This window comes from Pseudomonas sp. NKUCC02_KPG (assembly GCF_019345465.1).
GTDB lineage: Bacteria > Pseudomonadota > Gammaproteobacteria > Pseudomonadales > Pseudomonadaceae > Aquipseudomonas.
In genome coordinates, this window is the sequence record NZ_JAHKRC010000014.1 from 96863 (window position 1) to 111670 (window position 14808).

15 protein-coding genes are annotated in these 14808 nt (G+C 59.7%); 13 read left to right on the forward strand and 2 right to left on the reverse strand.

Going from position 1 to position 14808, the window contains the following annotated elements; genetic code table 11:
• Nucleotides 1-12: 12 nt before the first annotated feature.
• Both KO536_RS18800 and KO536_RS18805 read right to left on the reverse strand, forming a co-directional pair.
• Nucleotides 13-1329, reverse strand: a complete 1317-nt coding sequence (locus KO536_RS18800; RefSeq protein ID WP_219262633.1) for a bifunctional DedA family/phosphatase PAP2 family protein — start codon at nt 1327-1329, stop codon at nt 13-15.
• A 125-nt stretch (nt 1330-1454) separates the two neighbouring features.
• Entirely contained in the window at nt 1455-2123 is a 669-nt protein-coding gene (locus KO536_RS18805) for a DNA-3-methyladenine glycosylase (RefSeq protein ID WP_133077086.1), read from the reverse strand.
• A 176-nt stretch (nt 2124-2299) separates the two neighbouring features.
• On the opposite strand from KO536_RS18805, the gene KO536_RS18810 reads away from it, so the two are divergent.
• From KO536_RS18810 to KO536_RS18870, 13 genes are all read left to right on the forward strand, one after another.
• Nucleotides 2300-3571 (forward strand): glutamate-5-semialdehyde dehydrogenase, encoded by a 1272-nt coding sequence (locus KO536_RS18810; protein WP_219262634.1) that lies wholly within the window; start codon nt 2300-2302, stop codon nt 3569-3571.
• The gene (gene nadD, locus KO536_RS18815) at nt 3540-4262 is read left to right on the forward strand and encodes a nicotinate-nucleotide adenylyltransferase (RefSeq protein WP_257623002.1); all 723 of its coding nucleotides are present in this window, start codon (nt 3540-3542) and stop codon (nt 4260-4262) included. Before KO536_RS18810 ends, nadD begins: the two co-directional genes overlap by 32 nt.
• A gap of 71 nt (nt 4263-4333) precedes the next feature.
• Nucleotides 4334-4828, forward strand: coding sequence for a ribosome silencing factor (rsfS, locus tag KO536_RS18820; protein WP_219262635.1), 495 nt, complete (start codon nt 4334-4336; stop codon nt 4826-4828).
• Between the two features lie 9 nt (nt 4829-4837).
• Entirely contained in the window at nt 4838-5305 is a 468-nt protein-coding gene (gene rlmH / locus KO536_RS18825) for a 23S rRNA (pseudouridine(1915)-N(3))-methyltransferase RlmH (RefSeq protein WP_003444191.1), read from the forward strand.
• A 13-nt stretch (nt 5306-5318) separates the two neighbouring features.
• The gene (gene mrdA, locus KO536_RS18830; RefSeq protein ID WP_219262636.1) at nt 5319-7214 is read left to right on the forward strand and encodes a penicillin-binding protein 2; all 1896 of its coding nucleotides are present in this window, start codon (nt 5319-5321) and stop codon (nt 7212-7214) included.
• Between the two features lie 31 nt (nt 7215-7245).
• Complete coding sequence (gene rodA, locus KO536_RS18835; protein ID WP_219262646.1) at nt 7246-8349, forward strand: rod shape-determining protein RodA; 1104 nt, start codon at nt 7246-7248, stop codon at nt 8347-8349.
• Nucleotides 8350-8366: 17 nt separating this feature from the next.
• A complete protein-coding gene (mltB, locus tag KO536_RS18840; RefSeq protein WP_133077020.1) occupies nt 8367-9377 on the forward strand; it encodes a lytic murein transglycosylase B in 1011 nt (336 codons plus the stop codon).
• Nucleotides 9377-10366, forward strand: a complete 990-nt coding sequence (locus KO536_RS18845; protein WP_219262637.1) for a septal ring lytic transglycosylase RlpA family protein — start codon at nt 9377-9379, stop codon at nt 10364-10366. The genes mltB and KO536_RS18845 overlap by 1 nt, the downstream gene beginning before the upstream one ends.
• Nucleotides 10367-10541: 175 nt before the next feature.
• Complete coding sequence (locus tag KO536_RS18850) at nt 10542-11699, forward strand: D-alanyl-D-alanine carboxypeptidase family protein (protein ID WP_133077018.1); 1158 nt, start codon at nt 10542-10544, stop codon at nt 11697-11699.
• A 79-nt stretch (nt 11700-11778) separates the two neighbouring features.
• Complete coding sequence (locus KO536_RS18855) at nt 11779-12054, forward strand: DUF493 domain-containing protein (protein ID WP_019824211.1); 276 nt, start codon at nt 11779-11781, stop codon at nt 12052-12054.
• Nucleotides 12054-12707, forward strand: a complete 654-nt coding sequence (lipB, locus tag KO536_RS18860) for a lipoyl(octanoyl) transferase LipB (RefSeq protein ID WP_133077017.1) — start codon at nt 12054-12056, stop codon at nt 12705-12707. The genes KO536_RS18855 and lipB overlap by 1 nt, the downstream gene beginning before the upstream one ends.
• Nucleotide 12708: 1 nt before the next feature.
• Nucleotides 12709-13749, forward strand: a complete 1041-nt coding sequence (lipA, locus tag KO536_RS18865; protein ID WP_133077016.1) for a lipoyl synthase — start codon at nt 12709-12711, stop codon at nt 13747-13749.
• Nucleotides 13750-13753: 4 nt separating this feature from the next.
• Nucleotides 13754-14707 (forward strand): LD-carboxypeptidase, encoded by a 954-nt coding sequence (locus tag KO536_RS18870; protein ID WP_133077015.1) that lies wholly within the window; start codon nt 13754-13756, stop codon nt 14705-14707.
• Nucleotides 14708-14808: the final 101 nt, after the last annotated feature.

The window sequence follows — 14808 nt, forward strand, 5'->3', positions numbered from 1 at the left end:
GCCGTGCTCGGTTCAATAGGCGTAGCGCAGCAGCTCTTTGGACAGGTGGGCCAGCATGAAAAAGCCGTAGAGCGCAGTCACCGATGGCAAGATCAGCCACCAGATTTTCTGAGGCACGGGCTCAAGCGGCATGAATCGCTGACTCAACGCCAGGGCAAGTGCGTTGACGGTGATGGCGAGCAGGGCGCCTGCGGTGATATCGGTTGGCCAGTGAGCCCCCAGGTACACCCGCGACATCGCCACGGTAATTGCCAGCAAACACCCCAGTAGTACCCAGGTGACGCGCATGCGCTGGGGCTGATTGCGTCCGGCCAGAATCGCCAGGGCTACAAAAAACGCAAATGCCCCCGAACTGTGGCCGCTGGGCATGCTGTAGCTGGTCAACGGGTCGACCAGTACTTCGGGGCGCACTCGGGCGAAAAAGTGTTTGGTCGCCGTATTGGCCAAGGCCGTAAACAGCGTGACCCCGCCAAAGAACCACATCGCCCGCCATTGCCTTGCAAACAGCAGAATGACGCACACCAGCGCCGCCGCTAAAAACTGCGTGCGGAAGTTGCCGATTTGCGTCACCAGTACCGCCGCGGTGTCCATGGCGCTGCTGCGGTGCTCTTGTACCAGCGCAGTGATGCCTTGGTCGAAAGCGGTCATGTGCGGGTAGCCAATGAAAACGGCCAGCAGCAGGGTCAGGCTTAACGCACCGATCAGGAGTGTGGCTCTGGGTTGGCGGCGGATGCTGGCATTGATGCTCAGACCCAGCAGGGCAACCAGCCCCACGGCAACGATGGCTGCCTGAGGCCAAAAGCCCTCGGGCAGCGGCAGGCGAATGGCTGCGCCGGTTGCCCAGCCTGGCAGCAGATACGCAACCGCCCAGCCTGCACCCGCCAGCAGGCTGACGCCGATGAATCGAGGCAGCGGCATGTCGCACATCCCGGCCACCATCGGCAACATGGGGCGCAATGGGCCGATAAAACGACCAATCAACAGACTGACAATGCCATAGCGATGGAAATAGCTCTCGGCACCGTTCATCCACTCAGGGTGGGTGCGCAAGAGTGGCAAGCGTCGAATGTTCTGGTGGAAGCGTCTGCCCAAGGCGTAAGACACCGCGTCACCCAGTAGCCCGCCGATAAATCCCAACAGCAACGTTTGGCCCAGTGACAGGGCGCCGCTGCCAGCCATCACGGCAATGGCGAACAACAGCACGGTGCCGGGAACGATGATCCCGGCAATCGCCAGGCACTCCACGCACGCCACAATAAACACCGCAAGGCCCAGCCACTGCGGGTTGGCTGTCAGCCAGCCGGTTACGCTATCGAGCCACGGGCCCATGTTTCAATTTCCTTATTCGCTTTCAGGTTTCTTGTGGGAGCAGCAGTCTTGAAGCGGGCTCGGGTCAATGTGTGAGCCAGTGTAGAGCCCGTGGGAGCCGGGCTTGCCCGCTCCCGCAACAGGGGTTACGGGTTTTGCACAATCACATAATCCTGTCCTTCGACCTGACCGCGGCGCAGGGGGTTTCGGGTGCAATGCCCGGCGTAGTCAGCGTCAACAAAGCGGTACATCAAATGCTCGTCCCGTCCGTGGGGTATGCCCAGGCGAGTGGTCTGGATGATCCGCGAAGGTTTTTCTCTGACGTCATCGACCCATAAACGTTCGGGGTCGAAACATTTTGCATCCCATACGGGGACTTTGAGGCCCAGTGCTTTGCACAGCAGGGTTTGCCCGGCGCAGAGTTTCTGCTCGGGGCGCGGGTTGCCTTGGGCATCGGGGTTGTTGAGTTGCATCTGCGCCAGGCTGTCCGGGCCCGACAGTTCATCCAGCCACGGGAAAGCCGATTTGATCAGTACCGCGTTGCCGGGGCCGTGGGCGCTAAAGTTCAGAGAATCGCCGCCACGGGCGTAATACATATAGATGTGCCCGCCATCCAGAAACAGCGCCTTGCGTTTTTCGGTGTACCCCAGCGAAGCGTGGCTGCCCTTGTCGGCCATGTAATAGGCTTCGGTTTCGATAATCCGTGCACTGAGCCACAGGCCGTTGACCCGATGGCGGATGACTTTGCCCAGCAGTTCACGAGCCAGAAGCTGGGCGTCGCGGTCGAAAAAGGCATCAGGCAGCATCATGGGCATTTTCAGGGCGGTCAGTGGATAGCTGAAAAGGGGCAGATAATAGCAAGTCATGCTTAATCGGGGCTGAACGCCGTGTATTTGTAGTCCATTTCGACCATCCGCCTGCCACCGCTGTGCGTAAGGCGGTTGGACCGCTATAATCGGCCGCTTTCCTCCCTGCCAAGACCCTTGAGACCATGACTGAGTCCGTTCTTGACTACATGACCCGCCTGGGTCGCGCTGCTCGCGAAGCTTCCCGCGTGATTGGCCGTGCCAGCACTGCGCAGAAAAACCGTGCCTTGCACGGCGCTGCCGCTGCACTGGATGCCGCTCGCCTGGAACTTGTTGCCGCCAACGAACTGGACCTGGCCGCTGGCCGGGCCAACGGCCTTGAGCCGGCCATGCTGGAGCGCCTGGCGCTGACCCCTGCACGCATCGACAGCATGATTGTCGGCTTGCGTCAGGTGGCCAGCCTGCCAGACCCCATTGGCGCGATCCGCGACATGAGCTACCGCCCCTCGGGTATTCAGGTAGGCAAGATGCGCGTGCCGCTGGGTGTAGTCGGAATCATCTATGAGTCGCGTCCGAACGTGACCATTGATGCCGCCAGTCTGTGCCTGAAGTCAGGCAATGCGACGATCTTGCGCGGTGGTTCCGAAGCCATTCACTCCAACCGTGCCATTGCGGTCTGTATTCAGCGAGGGCTGGCCGAGGCCGGTCTGCCGCCAGCCGTGGTGCAAGTGGTTGAAGTGACCGACCGCGCCGCAGTGGGCGCATTGATCACCATGCCCGAGTACGTTGACGTGATCGTGCCACGGGGTGGCAAAGGCCTGATCGAGCGTGTCAGCCGTGACGCCAGGGTGCCGGTGATCAAGCATCTGGACGGGATTTGCCATGTGTACGTCAGTGCCCATGCTGATCTGGAGAAGGCCCGACGCATTGCGTTCAACGCCAAAACCTACCGTTATGGCATTTGCGGGGCGATGGAAACCCTGCTGGTGGATCAGGCGGTGGCTGCTGAGTTTCTGCCGGCAATGGCTGAACAATTTCGCGCCAAGGGCGTCGAACTGCGCGGTTGCGAACGCACCCAGGCGCTGATCGACGTGGTGGCGGCGACTGAAGATGACTGGAACACCGAGTACCTGGACGCGATTTTGTCGATTCGTGTTGTCGACGGGCTTGATCAGGCGATTGAACACATCAATCACTACGGCTCCCACCACACCGACTCGATCGTGACCGAACATCAGGGCGAAGCCCGGCGTTTTATGGCCGAAGTGGACTCCAGTTCCGTGATGCTCAACACACCAACCTGCTTTGCCGATGGATTTGAATACGGATTGGGTGCGGAGATTGGCATTTCTACTGATAAGCTGCACGCCCGCGGACCGGTCGGTCTCGAAGGTCTGACCTGCGAGAAGTACATTGTGGTCGGTGATGGCCAGTTGCGCGGTCAGGAGCCGGTCTGACTTGGTCGCTCTTAAAGCGTCAGGGCCGGCACCGAAAATCGAAGCGTTACCCCTGCGCATAGGCGTGCTGGGTGGAACCTTCGATCCGGTGCATATCGGGCATTTGCGTGGCGGACTTGAAGTGGCTGAAATGATGGAGCTCGACGAGCTTCGTCTGACACCCAATGCCAGGCCTCCCCATCGCGATACGCCCCAGGTGTCGGCTCATGACCGTTTGGCGATGGTCGAGTGTGCTGTCGCAGGAGTGGCTACGCTGGTAGTGGACGCCCGGGAGCTGCAGCGGGACAAACCGTCCTACACGATCGATACGCTGGAACTGATGCGGGCCGAGTTGGCCGCGCACGACCAGTTGTTTTTACTGTTGGGTTGGGACGCTTTTTGCGGCCTGCCCACGTGGCATCGCTGGGAAGAGTTGCTCCAGCATTGCCATATCCTGGTGCTACAGCGCCCGGATGCCGACAGCGAACCGCCGGATGCCTTGCGCAACCTGCTGGCAGCGCGCTCGGTAAGCGACCCGCTGGCCCTGAAGGGGGCAAGCGGACAGATTGCATTCGTTTGGCAGACGCCGCTCGCGGTATCCGCCACCCAGATCCGTCAACTGCTGGCCAGCGGTAAGTCGGTACGTTACCTGGTGCCCGACGCGGTCCTGGCCTACATCGATGCGCACGGGCTTTACCGTGCGTCGAACTAAAAAGGGCGTGTTTCAAGGCGCGAATTGACGTGTATTGAAACACCCGAACATACGAGCAAAACGAGTTTTATATGACTGACAAAGATGTAAGCAAAGTAAAGCGCAAAGGCACGTTCAAAAGCGCCCCTCTGCCAGAAAAAACCTTCACCAACGAGCCGCTCAAGGGCGAAGAGCTGGTCAAGGTAGCGGTTAGCGCTCTGGAAGACGTCAAGGCCCAGGACATTCAGGTCATCGACGTTCGTGACAAGCACAGCATCACTGACTTCATGATCATCGCTACCGGTACTTCGAACCGTCAGATCGGCGCGATGCTCGACAAGATTCGTGAAGCGGTCAAGGCTCTGGGCGTCAAGCCTTTGGGCGAAGAAGGCAAGGGCGACAGCGACTGGGTTCTGCTGGACATGGACGACGTGATCGTTCACATGATGACCGCCAGTGCCCGTCAGTTCTACGACCTGGAGCGTCTGTGGGCCGGTGCTGAACAAAGCCGTGCTGGCAGTGCTGCTCACCACAGCCCGGAAAACACCCATGAGCACTTCCTGAAGCTCAACAAAGACCAAGAGTAAGGGTTCGCTGTGCGCCTGCGTTTGATCGCTGTCGGTTCACGTATGCCTAAATGGGTGGAAGAAGGCTGGCATGAATATGCCAAGCGTCTGCCATCCGAGCTGGCCCTTGAACTGGTGGAAATACCGCTCAATACCCGTGGCAAGAATGCCGACGTGGCTCGATTCATCCGTCAGGAAGGCGAGGCCATGCTGGCCAAAGTCGGCCCCGGTGAGCGGATCGTAACCCTGGAAGTGCACGGCAAACCGTGGAGTACCGAGCAGCTGGCGGTTGAACTCGACCGCTGGCGCCTGGATTCGCGCACGGTGAACTTTATGGTCGGTGGCCCGGAAGGGCTGGCGCCGGAAGTCTGCGCCCGCGCTGACCAGCGCTGGTCGCTGTCGCCATTGACGTTGCCGCACCCGTTGGTAAGGATTCTGATCGGTGAGCAGTTGTATCGCGCCTGGACAGTGTTGTCCGGGCACCCGTATCACAAATAGCTCAGCGCCCTGAATGTCTCAGCCGATTCGCCTTAAAGACCACGAGAAAGACTCACGCCTTGTGCGCGGACGCGTCGTGGTCGGCGCATTTGTCGTGGTGGGATTGATCTGCGTATTGCTCGCGCGACTTTATTATCTGCAGGTGGTGCAGTACGAGTACCACTCCACCTTGTCAGAAAACAACCGGGTGCATGTGCAGCCGATCCCGCCTACACGGGGTTTGATCTTTGACCGTAATGGCGTGGTTATTGCGGACAACCGTCCCAGCTTCAGCCTGAGCATGACCCGCGAGCGCTCCGGCGACTGGCAGCAAGTGCTCGACGTCATTGTTGAAGTGCTGCAGCTTGCGCCTGAAGATCGCGCCCTGTTTGAAAAGCGCATGAAGCAGGGGCGGCGGCCATTTGAGCCGGTGCCCATTCTGTTTGAGCTTAACGAAGAGCAGATCGCCCGGATTGCTGTAAACCAGTTCCGCCTGCCCGGGGTGGAGGTGGTTGCGCAGTTGGTGCGCCATTACCCGCAAGGCGCGCACTTTGCGCACTCGGTGGGTTACATGGGGCGGATCAACGAGAAAGAGCTTAAAACCCTCGATCCGGTCAACTACAGCGGCACGCACCATATCGGCAAAACCGGCATCGAGCGTTTCTACGAAGCCGAGCTGCACGGCCAGGTGGGTTACGAAGAAGTCGAAACCAATGCCCGGGGCCGGGTATTGCGGGTGCTTAAGCGTACCGACCCGATCCCCGGCAAAGACATCGTGCTCAGCCTCGATATCAAGCTGCAAGAGGCGGCCGAAGAGGCCCTGGCAGGGCGTCGTGGCGCGGTGGTTGCACTTAACCCGATGACGGGGGAAGTGCTGGCCATGGTCAGCCAGCCGAGTTTCGACCCCAACCTGTTCGTGACCGGCATCAGCTTCAAGGCTTATGCCGAGCTGCGCGATTCGATTGATCGCCCATTGTTCAACCGCATCCTGCGCGGCCTGTATCCACCTGGTTCGACCATCAAGCCCGCCGTCGCAATTGCGGGGCTGGACAGTGGCGTGATCAGTGGTACTTCACGCGTGTATGACCCCGGCTATTACCAGTTGCCCAATTACGATCACAAATATCGTAACTGGAACCGCACCGGTGACGGCTACGTCGATCTGGACACCGCGATCATGCGCTCCAACGACACCTATTTTTATGATCTGGCCCACAAGCTGGGGATTGATCGTCTGTCGACCTACATGAATCAGTTCGGTATCGGGCGAAAGGTCTCCCTGGACATGTTCGAGGAATCCGCCGGGCTGATGCCGTCCCGCGAGTGGAAACGGGCCACCCGGCGTCAGGCCTGGTTCCCCGGCGAGACGTTGATTCTGGGGATCGGTCAGGGCTACATGCAGTCCACGCCCCTGCAGCTGGCCCAGGCCACGGCGCTGATTGCCAGTAAAGGCAAGTGGATTCGTCCGCACCTGGCCAAGACCATCGAAGGCGTGCCGCCGGTGGATCCGGATCCGGTACCGGACATCGTCCTGCGTGACCCGTCCAACTGGGCCAAGGTCAACCACGGCATGCAGCAAGTGGTGCATGGCGCACGTGGCACGGCGCGGGTTGCGGGTGTTGGCGCGCAATACCTGATTGCCGGCAAAAGCGGTACGGCACAGGTGGTGGCGATCAAGCAGGGCGAAAAATACGACCGCTCCAAGGTTCAGGAGCGTCACCGTGACCACGCCTTGTTCGTCGGCTTTGCCCCGGCCAACAACCCGCAGATCACGGTCTCGGTCATGATTGAAAACGGCGAAGCCGGCAGCCGCGTAGCCTCGCCTGTGGTGCGCAAGGTCATGGACGCCTGGTTGCTGGGTGAAGACGGCAAACTCAAACCCGAGTACGGCGGTCCCGTAAAGGCAGAGGTTACGGCCAATGATCAGTAATTTTGACCGCATCCTCTCCAGCGAGGATGTGATGCGTCGGCGTGCCACGCTGCTTCAGCGTCTGCACCTGGATGGCCCGCTGCTGATTTTGCTGCTGACCCTGGCGGCCGGCAGCCTGTTTGTCCTGTATTCGGCCAGTGGCAAGAACTGGGACTTGCTCAGCAAGCAGGCGACTTCATTCGGGATCGGGCTGGTGTCGATGTTCATCATCGCTCAGCTTGAACCGCGTTTTATGGCCCGCTGGGTACCGATCGGTTATCTGGCTGGCGTGTTGCTTCTGGTGGTGGTGGACGTCATGGGCCACAACGCCATGGGCGCCACACGCTGGATCAATATTCCGGGTGTGATTCGCTTCCAGCCCTCGGAGTTCCTGAAAATCCTCATGCCGGCGACCATCGCCTGGTATCTGTCCAAGCGGACCTTGCCACCGCAACTCAAGCATGTGGCGGTCAGCCTGATGCTGATCGGGGTGCCTTTTGCCCTGATTGTGCGCCAGCCCGACCTGGGTACGGCCTTGCTGGTACTGGCGGGCGGTGCGTTCGTGCTGTTTATGGGCGGGCTGCGCTGGCGCTGGATCCTCAGCGTGCTGGCAGCGACGGTGCCCGTGGCGATTGCCATGTGGATGTTCGTGATGCACGACTATCAGAAACAGCGGGTTCTGACCTTCCTCGATCCTGAGAGCGATCCGCTGGGCACCGGATGGAACATTATCCAGTCCAAGGCCGCCATCGGCTCGGGCGGGGTGTTCGGCAAGGGCTGGCTGCTGGGCACCCAGTCGCACCTGGACTTTCTTCCCGAAAGCCACACCGACTTCATTATTGCGGTGATGGGCGAAGAGTTCGGCCTGGTCGGCATCTGCGCGTTACTGCTGATTTACTTGCTGTTGATTGGTCGCGGCCTGGTGATCACGGCCCAGGCGCAGACCCTGTTCGGCAAATTGCTGGCGGGCAGCCTGACCATGACGTTTTTTGTTTATGTTTTCGTCAACATCGGTATGGTCAGTGGCTTGCTACCGGTGGTGGGCGTGCCATTGCCATTTATCAGTTACGGCGGCACTTCGCTCGTGACGCTGTTGTCAGCGTTTGGGGTTTTGATGTCGATTCACACACATCGCAAGTGGATCGCACAAGTTTGATTAAGGTGAATTATTCAATGCAAGCAATGCGTGGCTGGGCCGCTCGATACGCGTCATGGGTGGGCCTGCTGGGTCTGTTCGGGGCAGCGCAGGGCGCGGTAGCCGGTGACTACGAAGGCTCGCCCCAGGTGGCTGAGTTCGTCGGTGAGATGACCCGCGACTACGGATTTGCCGGCGAGCAACTGATGGGCGTATTCCGTGAGGCAGAGCGTAAACAGAGCATCCTCGATGCCATTTCTCGCCCGGCCGAACGCGTTAAACAGTGGAAAGAGTACGGCCCGATGTTCCTGACCGACGCCCGGGTTGCCCGTGGTGTGGATTTTTGGCGTGAACACGAAGCCGTACTGGCCCGCGCCGAGCAGGAGTACGGGGTTCCGGCCCAGGTGATTGTGTCGATCATCGGCGTCGAAACCTTTTATGGCCGCAACACCGGCAACTACCGGGTGATCGATGCGCTGTCGACCCTGGGGTTCGATTACCCGCCGCGCGCCGAGTTTTTTCGCAAGGAGCTGCGTGAGTTCCTGCTGCTGACCCGCGAAGAGCAAGTTGACCCGCTCACCCTTAAAGGCTCTTATGCCGGGGCGATGGGCTTGCCGCAGTTTATGCCAAGCAGCTTTCGCGCCTATGCCGTGGACTTCGACGGTGATGGTCATATCAATATCTGGAGCAATCCGGACGATGCCATCGGCAGTGTTGCCAGCTACTTCAAGCGTCACGGCTGGGTGGCCGGTGAGCCGGTGGTGATTCGCGCCGATGTGACCGGTGATCGGGCCGATGAAGGCCTGACCCAGGGCATTGAGCCGGTCAAGACCGTCGGGGAGTTGCGAGCGCTGGGCTGGTCGAGTCATGATGCGCTGCCCGACGATATGCCGGTCACGGCGTTCCGTCTTGAAGGCGCCAATGGCCCTGAATACTGGATGGGCCTGAAGAATTTTTATGCGATCACGCGCTATAACCGAAGCGTGATGTACGCCATGGCAGTGCATCAACTGTCCGACCTGCTGGTTCAAGCACGGGGCAACAAGTAATGCCGTTTCTAGCGATCCGCACACCTTTGAAGCTCGCTGCCTGCGCCGCCCTGGCGTTGCTGGTGGTGAGCTGCTCCAGCAGCCGTTCGACGACCCCGCAAACCTCTGGCGGTGTCAGTTCCAAGCCGGGCCTGGACATCAACCGCGCCCATAAAGATGGTGCGCCGTGGTGGGATGTCGACGTATCCCGTATCCCGGATGCCACGCCGACCTTGCACAGCGGTCCTTACAAGGCCGCGCCGTATTCGGTGCTGGGCAAGACCTACTTTCCGATGCAAGAGTCCAAGACCTATGTGGCTTCTGGCACTGCGTCCTGGTACGGCACCAAGTTTCACGGTCAGAACACGGCCAATGGCGAAGTGTATGACCTGTACGGCATGAGCGCGGCGCACAAAACCCTGCCGTTGCCCAGCTACGTCAAAGTGACCAACCTCGATAACGGCAAGGCCGTGGTCCTGCGGGTCAACGACCGTGGCCCGTTTTATTCGGATCGCATCATCGACCTCTCCTACGCTGCCGCCAAGAAACTGGGCTATGCCGAAACCGGTACGGCACGGGTCAAGGTTGAAGGGATTGACCCGCAAGCCTGGTGGGCCCAGCGTGGTCGTCCGGCTCCCTTGATGCTCAATGAGCCGAAAATGGCCCAGAACACCGGGCCGACCGTCTCTACCGGCAAGATTGAGCAATGGACGCCGCCGGCCCAGCAGCACGCCGCCGATGTGGTACCGGTCAGCACACTGCCCAAGGGCCAGGGTACGTATTTGCAGGTAGGCGCCTTTGCCAATCCGGACGCCGCCGAGTTGCTTCGTTCCAAGCTCAGTGGCATGGTCAGCACCCCAGTATTCATCAGCTCGATTGTGCGCAATCAGCAAACCTTGCATCGAGTGCGCCTGGGGCCCATTGCCTCGGCGGGTGAAGTACAGCAAACGCAAAACAGCGTGCGCCAGGCCAATTTGGGTCAGCCAAGCGTTGTGACGTCGGATCAGTAACACCGATCAAAGCGTTGGGCCGGAGCATCAAGGGCCCAAACGCAGTTGCAGAGGTCAAGAATAAAAGCCCTTCCAGGGGCCGGGACTGCAACTGAATACGCGGCAGTCAGTCATACGACTGCCTGTACAGTTTTGCCCGTGAGGGTAAGTTTCAATTAACAACTTCGAGAGACGGATGAACATCACCACTTTAGCCAAACGCCTGTGCCTGCTTGTACCGCTGATCGTCACTCCTGCCGCCTGGGCAGTCGAGATGATGCCGTCGCCGCCACAACTTGCAGCCAAGTCCTATGTTCTGATGGATGCCAGCAGCGGTAACGTGCTGGTTGAGAACAACGGCGACCAGCGTCTGCCGCCAGCCAGCCTCACCAAGCTGATGACTGCTTACATCGCGACCCTGGAAATCCGTCGCGGCCAGATCGGCGAAAATGATCCTGTCACCGTCAGCGAAAACGCCTGGCGTACCGGTGGTTCGCGGATGTTCATCAAGGTCGGCACTCAAGTGTCGGTCAGTGACCTGCTGCACGGCATCATCATTCAGTCGGGTAACGACGCAAGCGTGGCCTTGTCCGAGCACATCGCCGGCAGCGAAGACGCCTTTGCCGACATGATGAACAAGACCGCCGGCGAGTTGGGCATGTCCAACAGCCACTTCATGAACCCGACTGGCCTGCCAAACCCTGAGCATTACTCGTCGGCCCACGACATGGCGTTGCTGGCCCGTGCCATCATTCACGAAGACCCGACTCACTACGCGATCTACTCGCAGAAAGAGTTCTTCTGGAACGGCATCAAGCAGCCTAACCGCAACCTGTTGCTGTGGCGTGACAAGACCGTTGACGGTCTGAAAACCGGTCACACCGACGAAGCAGGCTATTGCATGGTGTCGTCGGCTGTTCGTGATGGTCAGCGACTGATTGCCGTGGTGTTTGGTACCAACAGCGAAGTCGCCCGTGCTGCCGAAACACAGAAGCTGCTGACCTACGGTTTCCGCTTCTTCGAAACCCAGACGTTCTATCAGAAGGGTGTAGAGCTGGCTCAGGCCCCGGTCTGGAAAGGCACCACCAATCAAGTCAAGGCCGGCCTGGCCGAAGACTTGACCATGACTCTGCCTAAAGGCCAATTGAAAAAGCTGGCTGCAAGCATGACCATGAACCCGCAACTGATGGCCCCTATCGCCCAAGGCGATGTGATCGGCAAGGTTGAGGTCAAGCTGGACGACAAGGTTGTGCACAGTGCCGACCTGATCGCACTGGAGCCCGTTGAGGAAGGCGGTATTTTCCGACGCGTTTGGGACAGCATCCGTCTATTCTTCTACGGTCTGTTCAACTGATAGCACCCACCTGCATGGCCCCGCGCTTACACGGCGCGGGGTTATCTCTGTAGCTCAAGGCTTACGAGGCCAATACGCCATGACCGATACTGAAGTAAAGGCGCCAAAGATCGAATTCCCCAACGTTGATTACCCGGTTAAGGTGATCAGCGACACGGGTGTGGGCAACAAGGACAGGATCATCGACATCGTCAAGAAACACGCGACGGTCAACGATGATCGTGTCGACGAGCGCCAGAGCACCAACGGCAAGTACACGACCATCCAGTTGCACATCGTGGCAACAGATCAGGATCAGCTCTACAACATCAACAGCGAACTGCGAGCCACCGGCTTCGTACACATGGTGCTGTGATGTCGCAGGTCTTGGGTATTCGCGAACTGGGTCAGCTTGATTACGAGCGCACCTGGCTGGCGATGCAGCGCTTCACCGATGAGCGCAAGCTTGAGCCGGACACGCAAGATGAAGTCTGGCTGGTGCAGCATCCGCCGGTGTTTACCCAAGGCCAGGCAGGCAAGGCCGAGCATCTGCTGTTACCGGGTGATATCCCGGTGGTGAAGTCGGATCGCGGTGGTCAGGTGACCTATCATGGCCCTGGCCAGCTGGTTGCTTACCTGATGCTTGACGTGCGTCGGCTGGGTTATGGCGTGCGTGAGCTGGTCTCGCGGATGGAGCAGTGCCTGATCGACCTTCTCGCCAGCTATGGCGTGAGCGCGGCGGCCAAGCCCGATGCGCCCGGCGTGTATGTTGACGGCGCGAAAATCGCTTCTCTGGGGCTGCGGATCCGCAATGGCTGCTCCTTCCATGGTCTGGCCCTGAATGTGGACATGGACCTGGAACCGTTTCGACGGATTAACCCCTGTGGTTATGCGGGGCTGGCGATGACCCAGCTGCGTGACCATGCAGGGCCGATTGAATTTGCCGAGGTAGGTGCCCGGCTGCGTGTGCAGCTCGTCAAACACCTCGACTATGCTGAGCAGACGACCCTGACGGGCGGAATCGACTGATATGACTACTGCGCAAGACGCTGTTCAAACCCTGATCCCAACGCTGGATATCTCAGAACGTGCAGCCCGCGCCAGCGAGGCCCGTTCCAAGGTTGAGACCGGCGTTAAGTTGCGCGGTGCCGAAAAGGTTGCGCGTATCCCGGTAAAGATCATTCCGACCACCGAGCTGCCGAAGAAGCCTGACTGGATTCGTGTACGCATTCCGGTTTCGCCTGAAGTCGACCGTATCAAGTCATTGCTGCGCAAGCACAAGCTGCACAGCGTGTGCGAAGAAGCTTCCTGCCCGAACCTGGGCGAGTGCTTCTCGGGTGGCACCGCGACCTTCATGATCATGGGCGACATCTGCACCCGCCGCTGCCCGTTCTGCGATGTGGGTCACGGTCGACCGAAGCCACTGGACGTCAACGAGCCTGAAAGCCTGGCCATCGCCATTGCTGACCTGCGCCTGAAGTACGTGGTGATCACCTCGGTAGACCGCGACGACCTGCGTGACGGCGGTGCCCAGCACTTTGCCGATTGCATCCGCGAGATCCGCAAGCTGTCGCCGGGCGTTCTGCTTGAAACCCTCGTGCCGGATTACCGTGGTCGCATGGACGTTGCGCTGGAAATCACCGCAGCCGAGCCGCCTGACGTGTTCAACCACAACCTCGAAACCGTGCCGCGCCTGTATAAGGCCGCCCGCCCTGGTTCCGACTACCAGTGGTCGCTGACCTTGCTCCAGCGCTTCAAGCAGATGATGCCGCACATCCCGACCAAGTCCGGCCTGATGCTGGGTCTGGGCGAGACGGATGAAGAAGTCATCGAAGTCATGAAGCGCATGCGCGAACACGACATCGACATGCTGACCCTGGGTCAGTACTTGCAGCCATCGCGCAACCACTTGCCGGTACAGCGTTTCGTGCACCCGGACGTTTTCGCCTGGTTCGCCGAAGAAGGCTACAAAATGGGCTTCAAAAACGTGGCATCCGGCCCGTTGGTACGTTCTTCGTATCACGCGGATGAACAAGCCAAGCTGGTCAAATCCATGCTGGTGAGTGCCTGATTCCATGACAAACCGGAGCACCGCGCCCGTGTCTTTCAAGACCCACAGCGCGGTGCCCGCGTTGCCCGCTGGTGGGGTGATCGCCCTGATCGCCCCGGCCGGTCCCGCCGAACTTGATCTGAAACTCGCCACCCAATGGATGCATGACCGCGGCTATCAGTTGCGCGTATTTCCGGGCGTGTGGGAAAAGGACGGCTACCTCGCAGGCTCTGATGCCGTGCGTTTACGCGACCTGCACGACGCCTTTGCCGATGACAGCATTGATGGGATTTTTTGCCTGCGCGGTGGCTACGGATCCCCGCGCTTGCTTGATGGCATCGATTTCGAGCTTCTGCGCAACCATCCCAAGCCTTTTGTGGGGTATAGCGATATCACCGCGCTGCATCTGGCGATTACACGTTACGCAGGCTTTGTGACTTTCCACGGGCCGATGCTGAACGCCGACCTGCTGGGTAACAAGCAACCGCCGACAGAATCCTCACTGCTACGCATGCTTGGCGGGCAGCAACTGCCTGTGCTGGAGCATCCTGCAGCTTACCCGCTGACAACCCTTGCGTCAGGTTGCGCCAGTGGCCGTTTGCTGGGCGGCAATCTATCCATGATCTGCGCCACCCTCGGGACGGCGTTTGAGCTGGATGGCGAAGGCATCATCCTGTTTATCGAGGACGTGAACGAGCCGTTGTACCGGGTCGACCGTCTGCTCACGCATTTGCGTCTGGCAGGCAAGCTCGACAAGGTGCGTGGCGTCCTTGTAGGGGATGTGGCTGGGGTTGATGTACGGGCGCTGGAGCGGTTGCTCACACAGGAATTGGGCGGGCTTGGCATTCCCGTGCTGGCCGGATGGCGCAGCGGGCATTGTGATCCAAACCTGACCTTGCCGATGGGGGCTCAAGTGCGGCTGGATGCTGATCAGCAGTTATTGGTACTTGAGCAGGCTGTGGTCACAGTCAAAACCTGAGCCGTGGGCGCGGGCTTGCTCGCGATTGCATCGACTCGTTTAGTCAGAAATACCGAGTTGATAGCCTCGCGAGCAAGCCCGCTCCTACCGGTTGAGTCGCA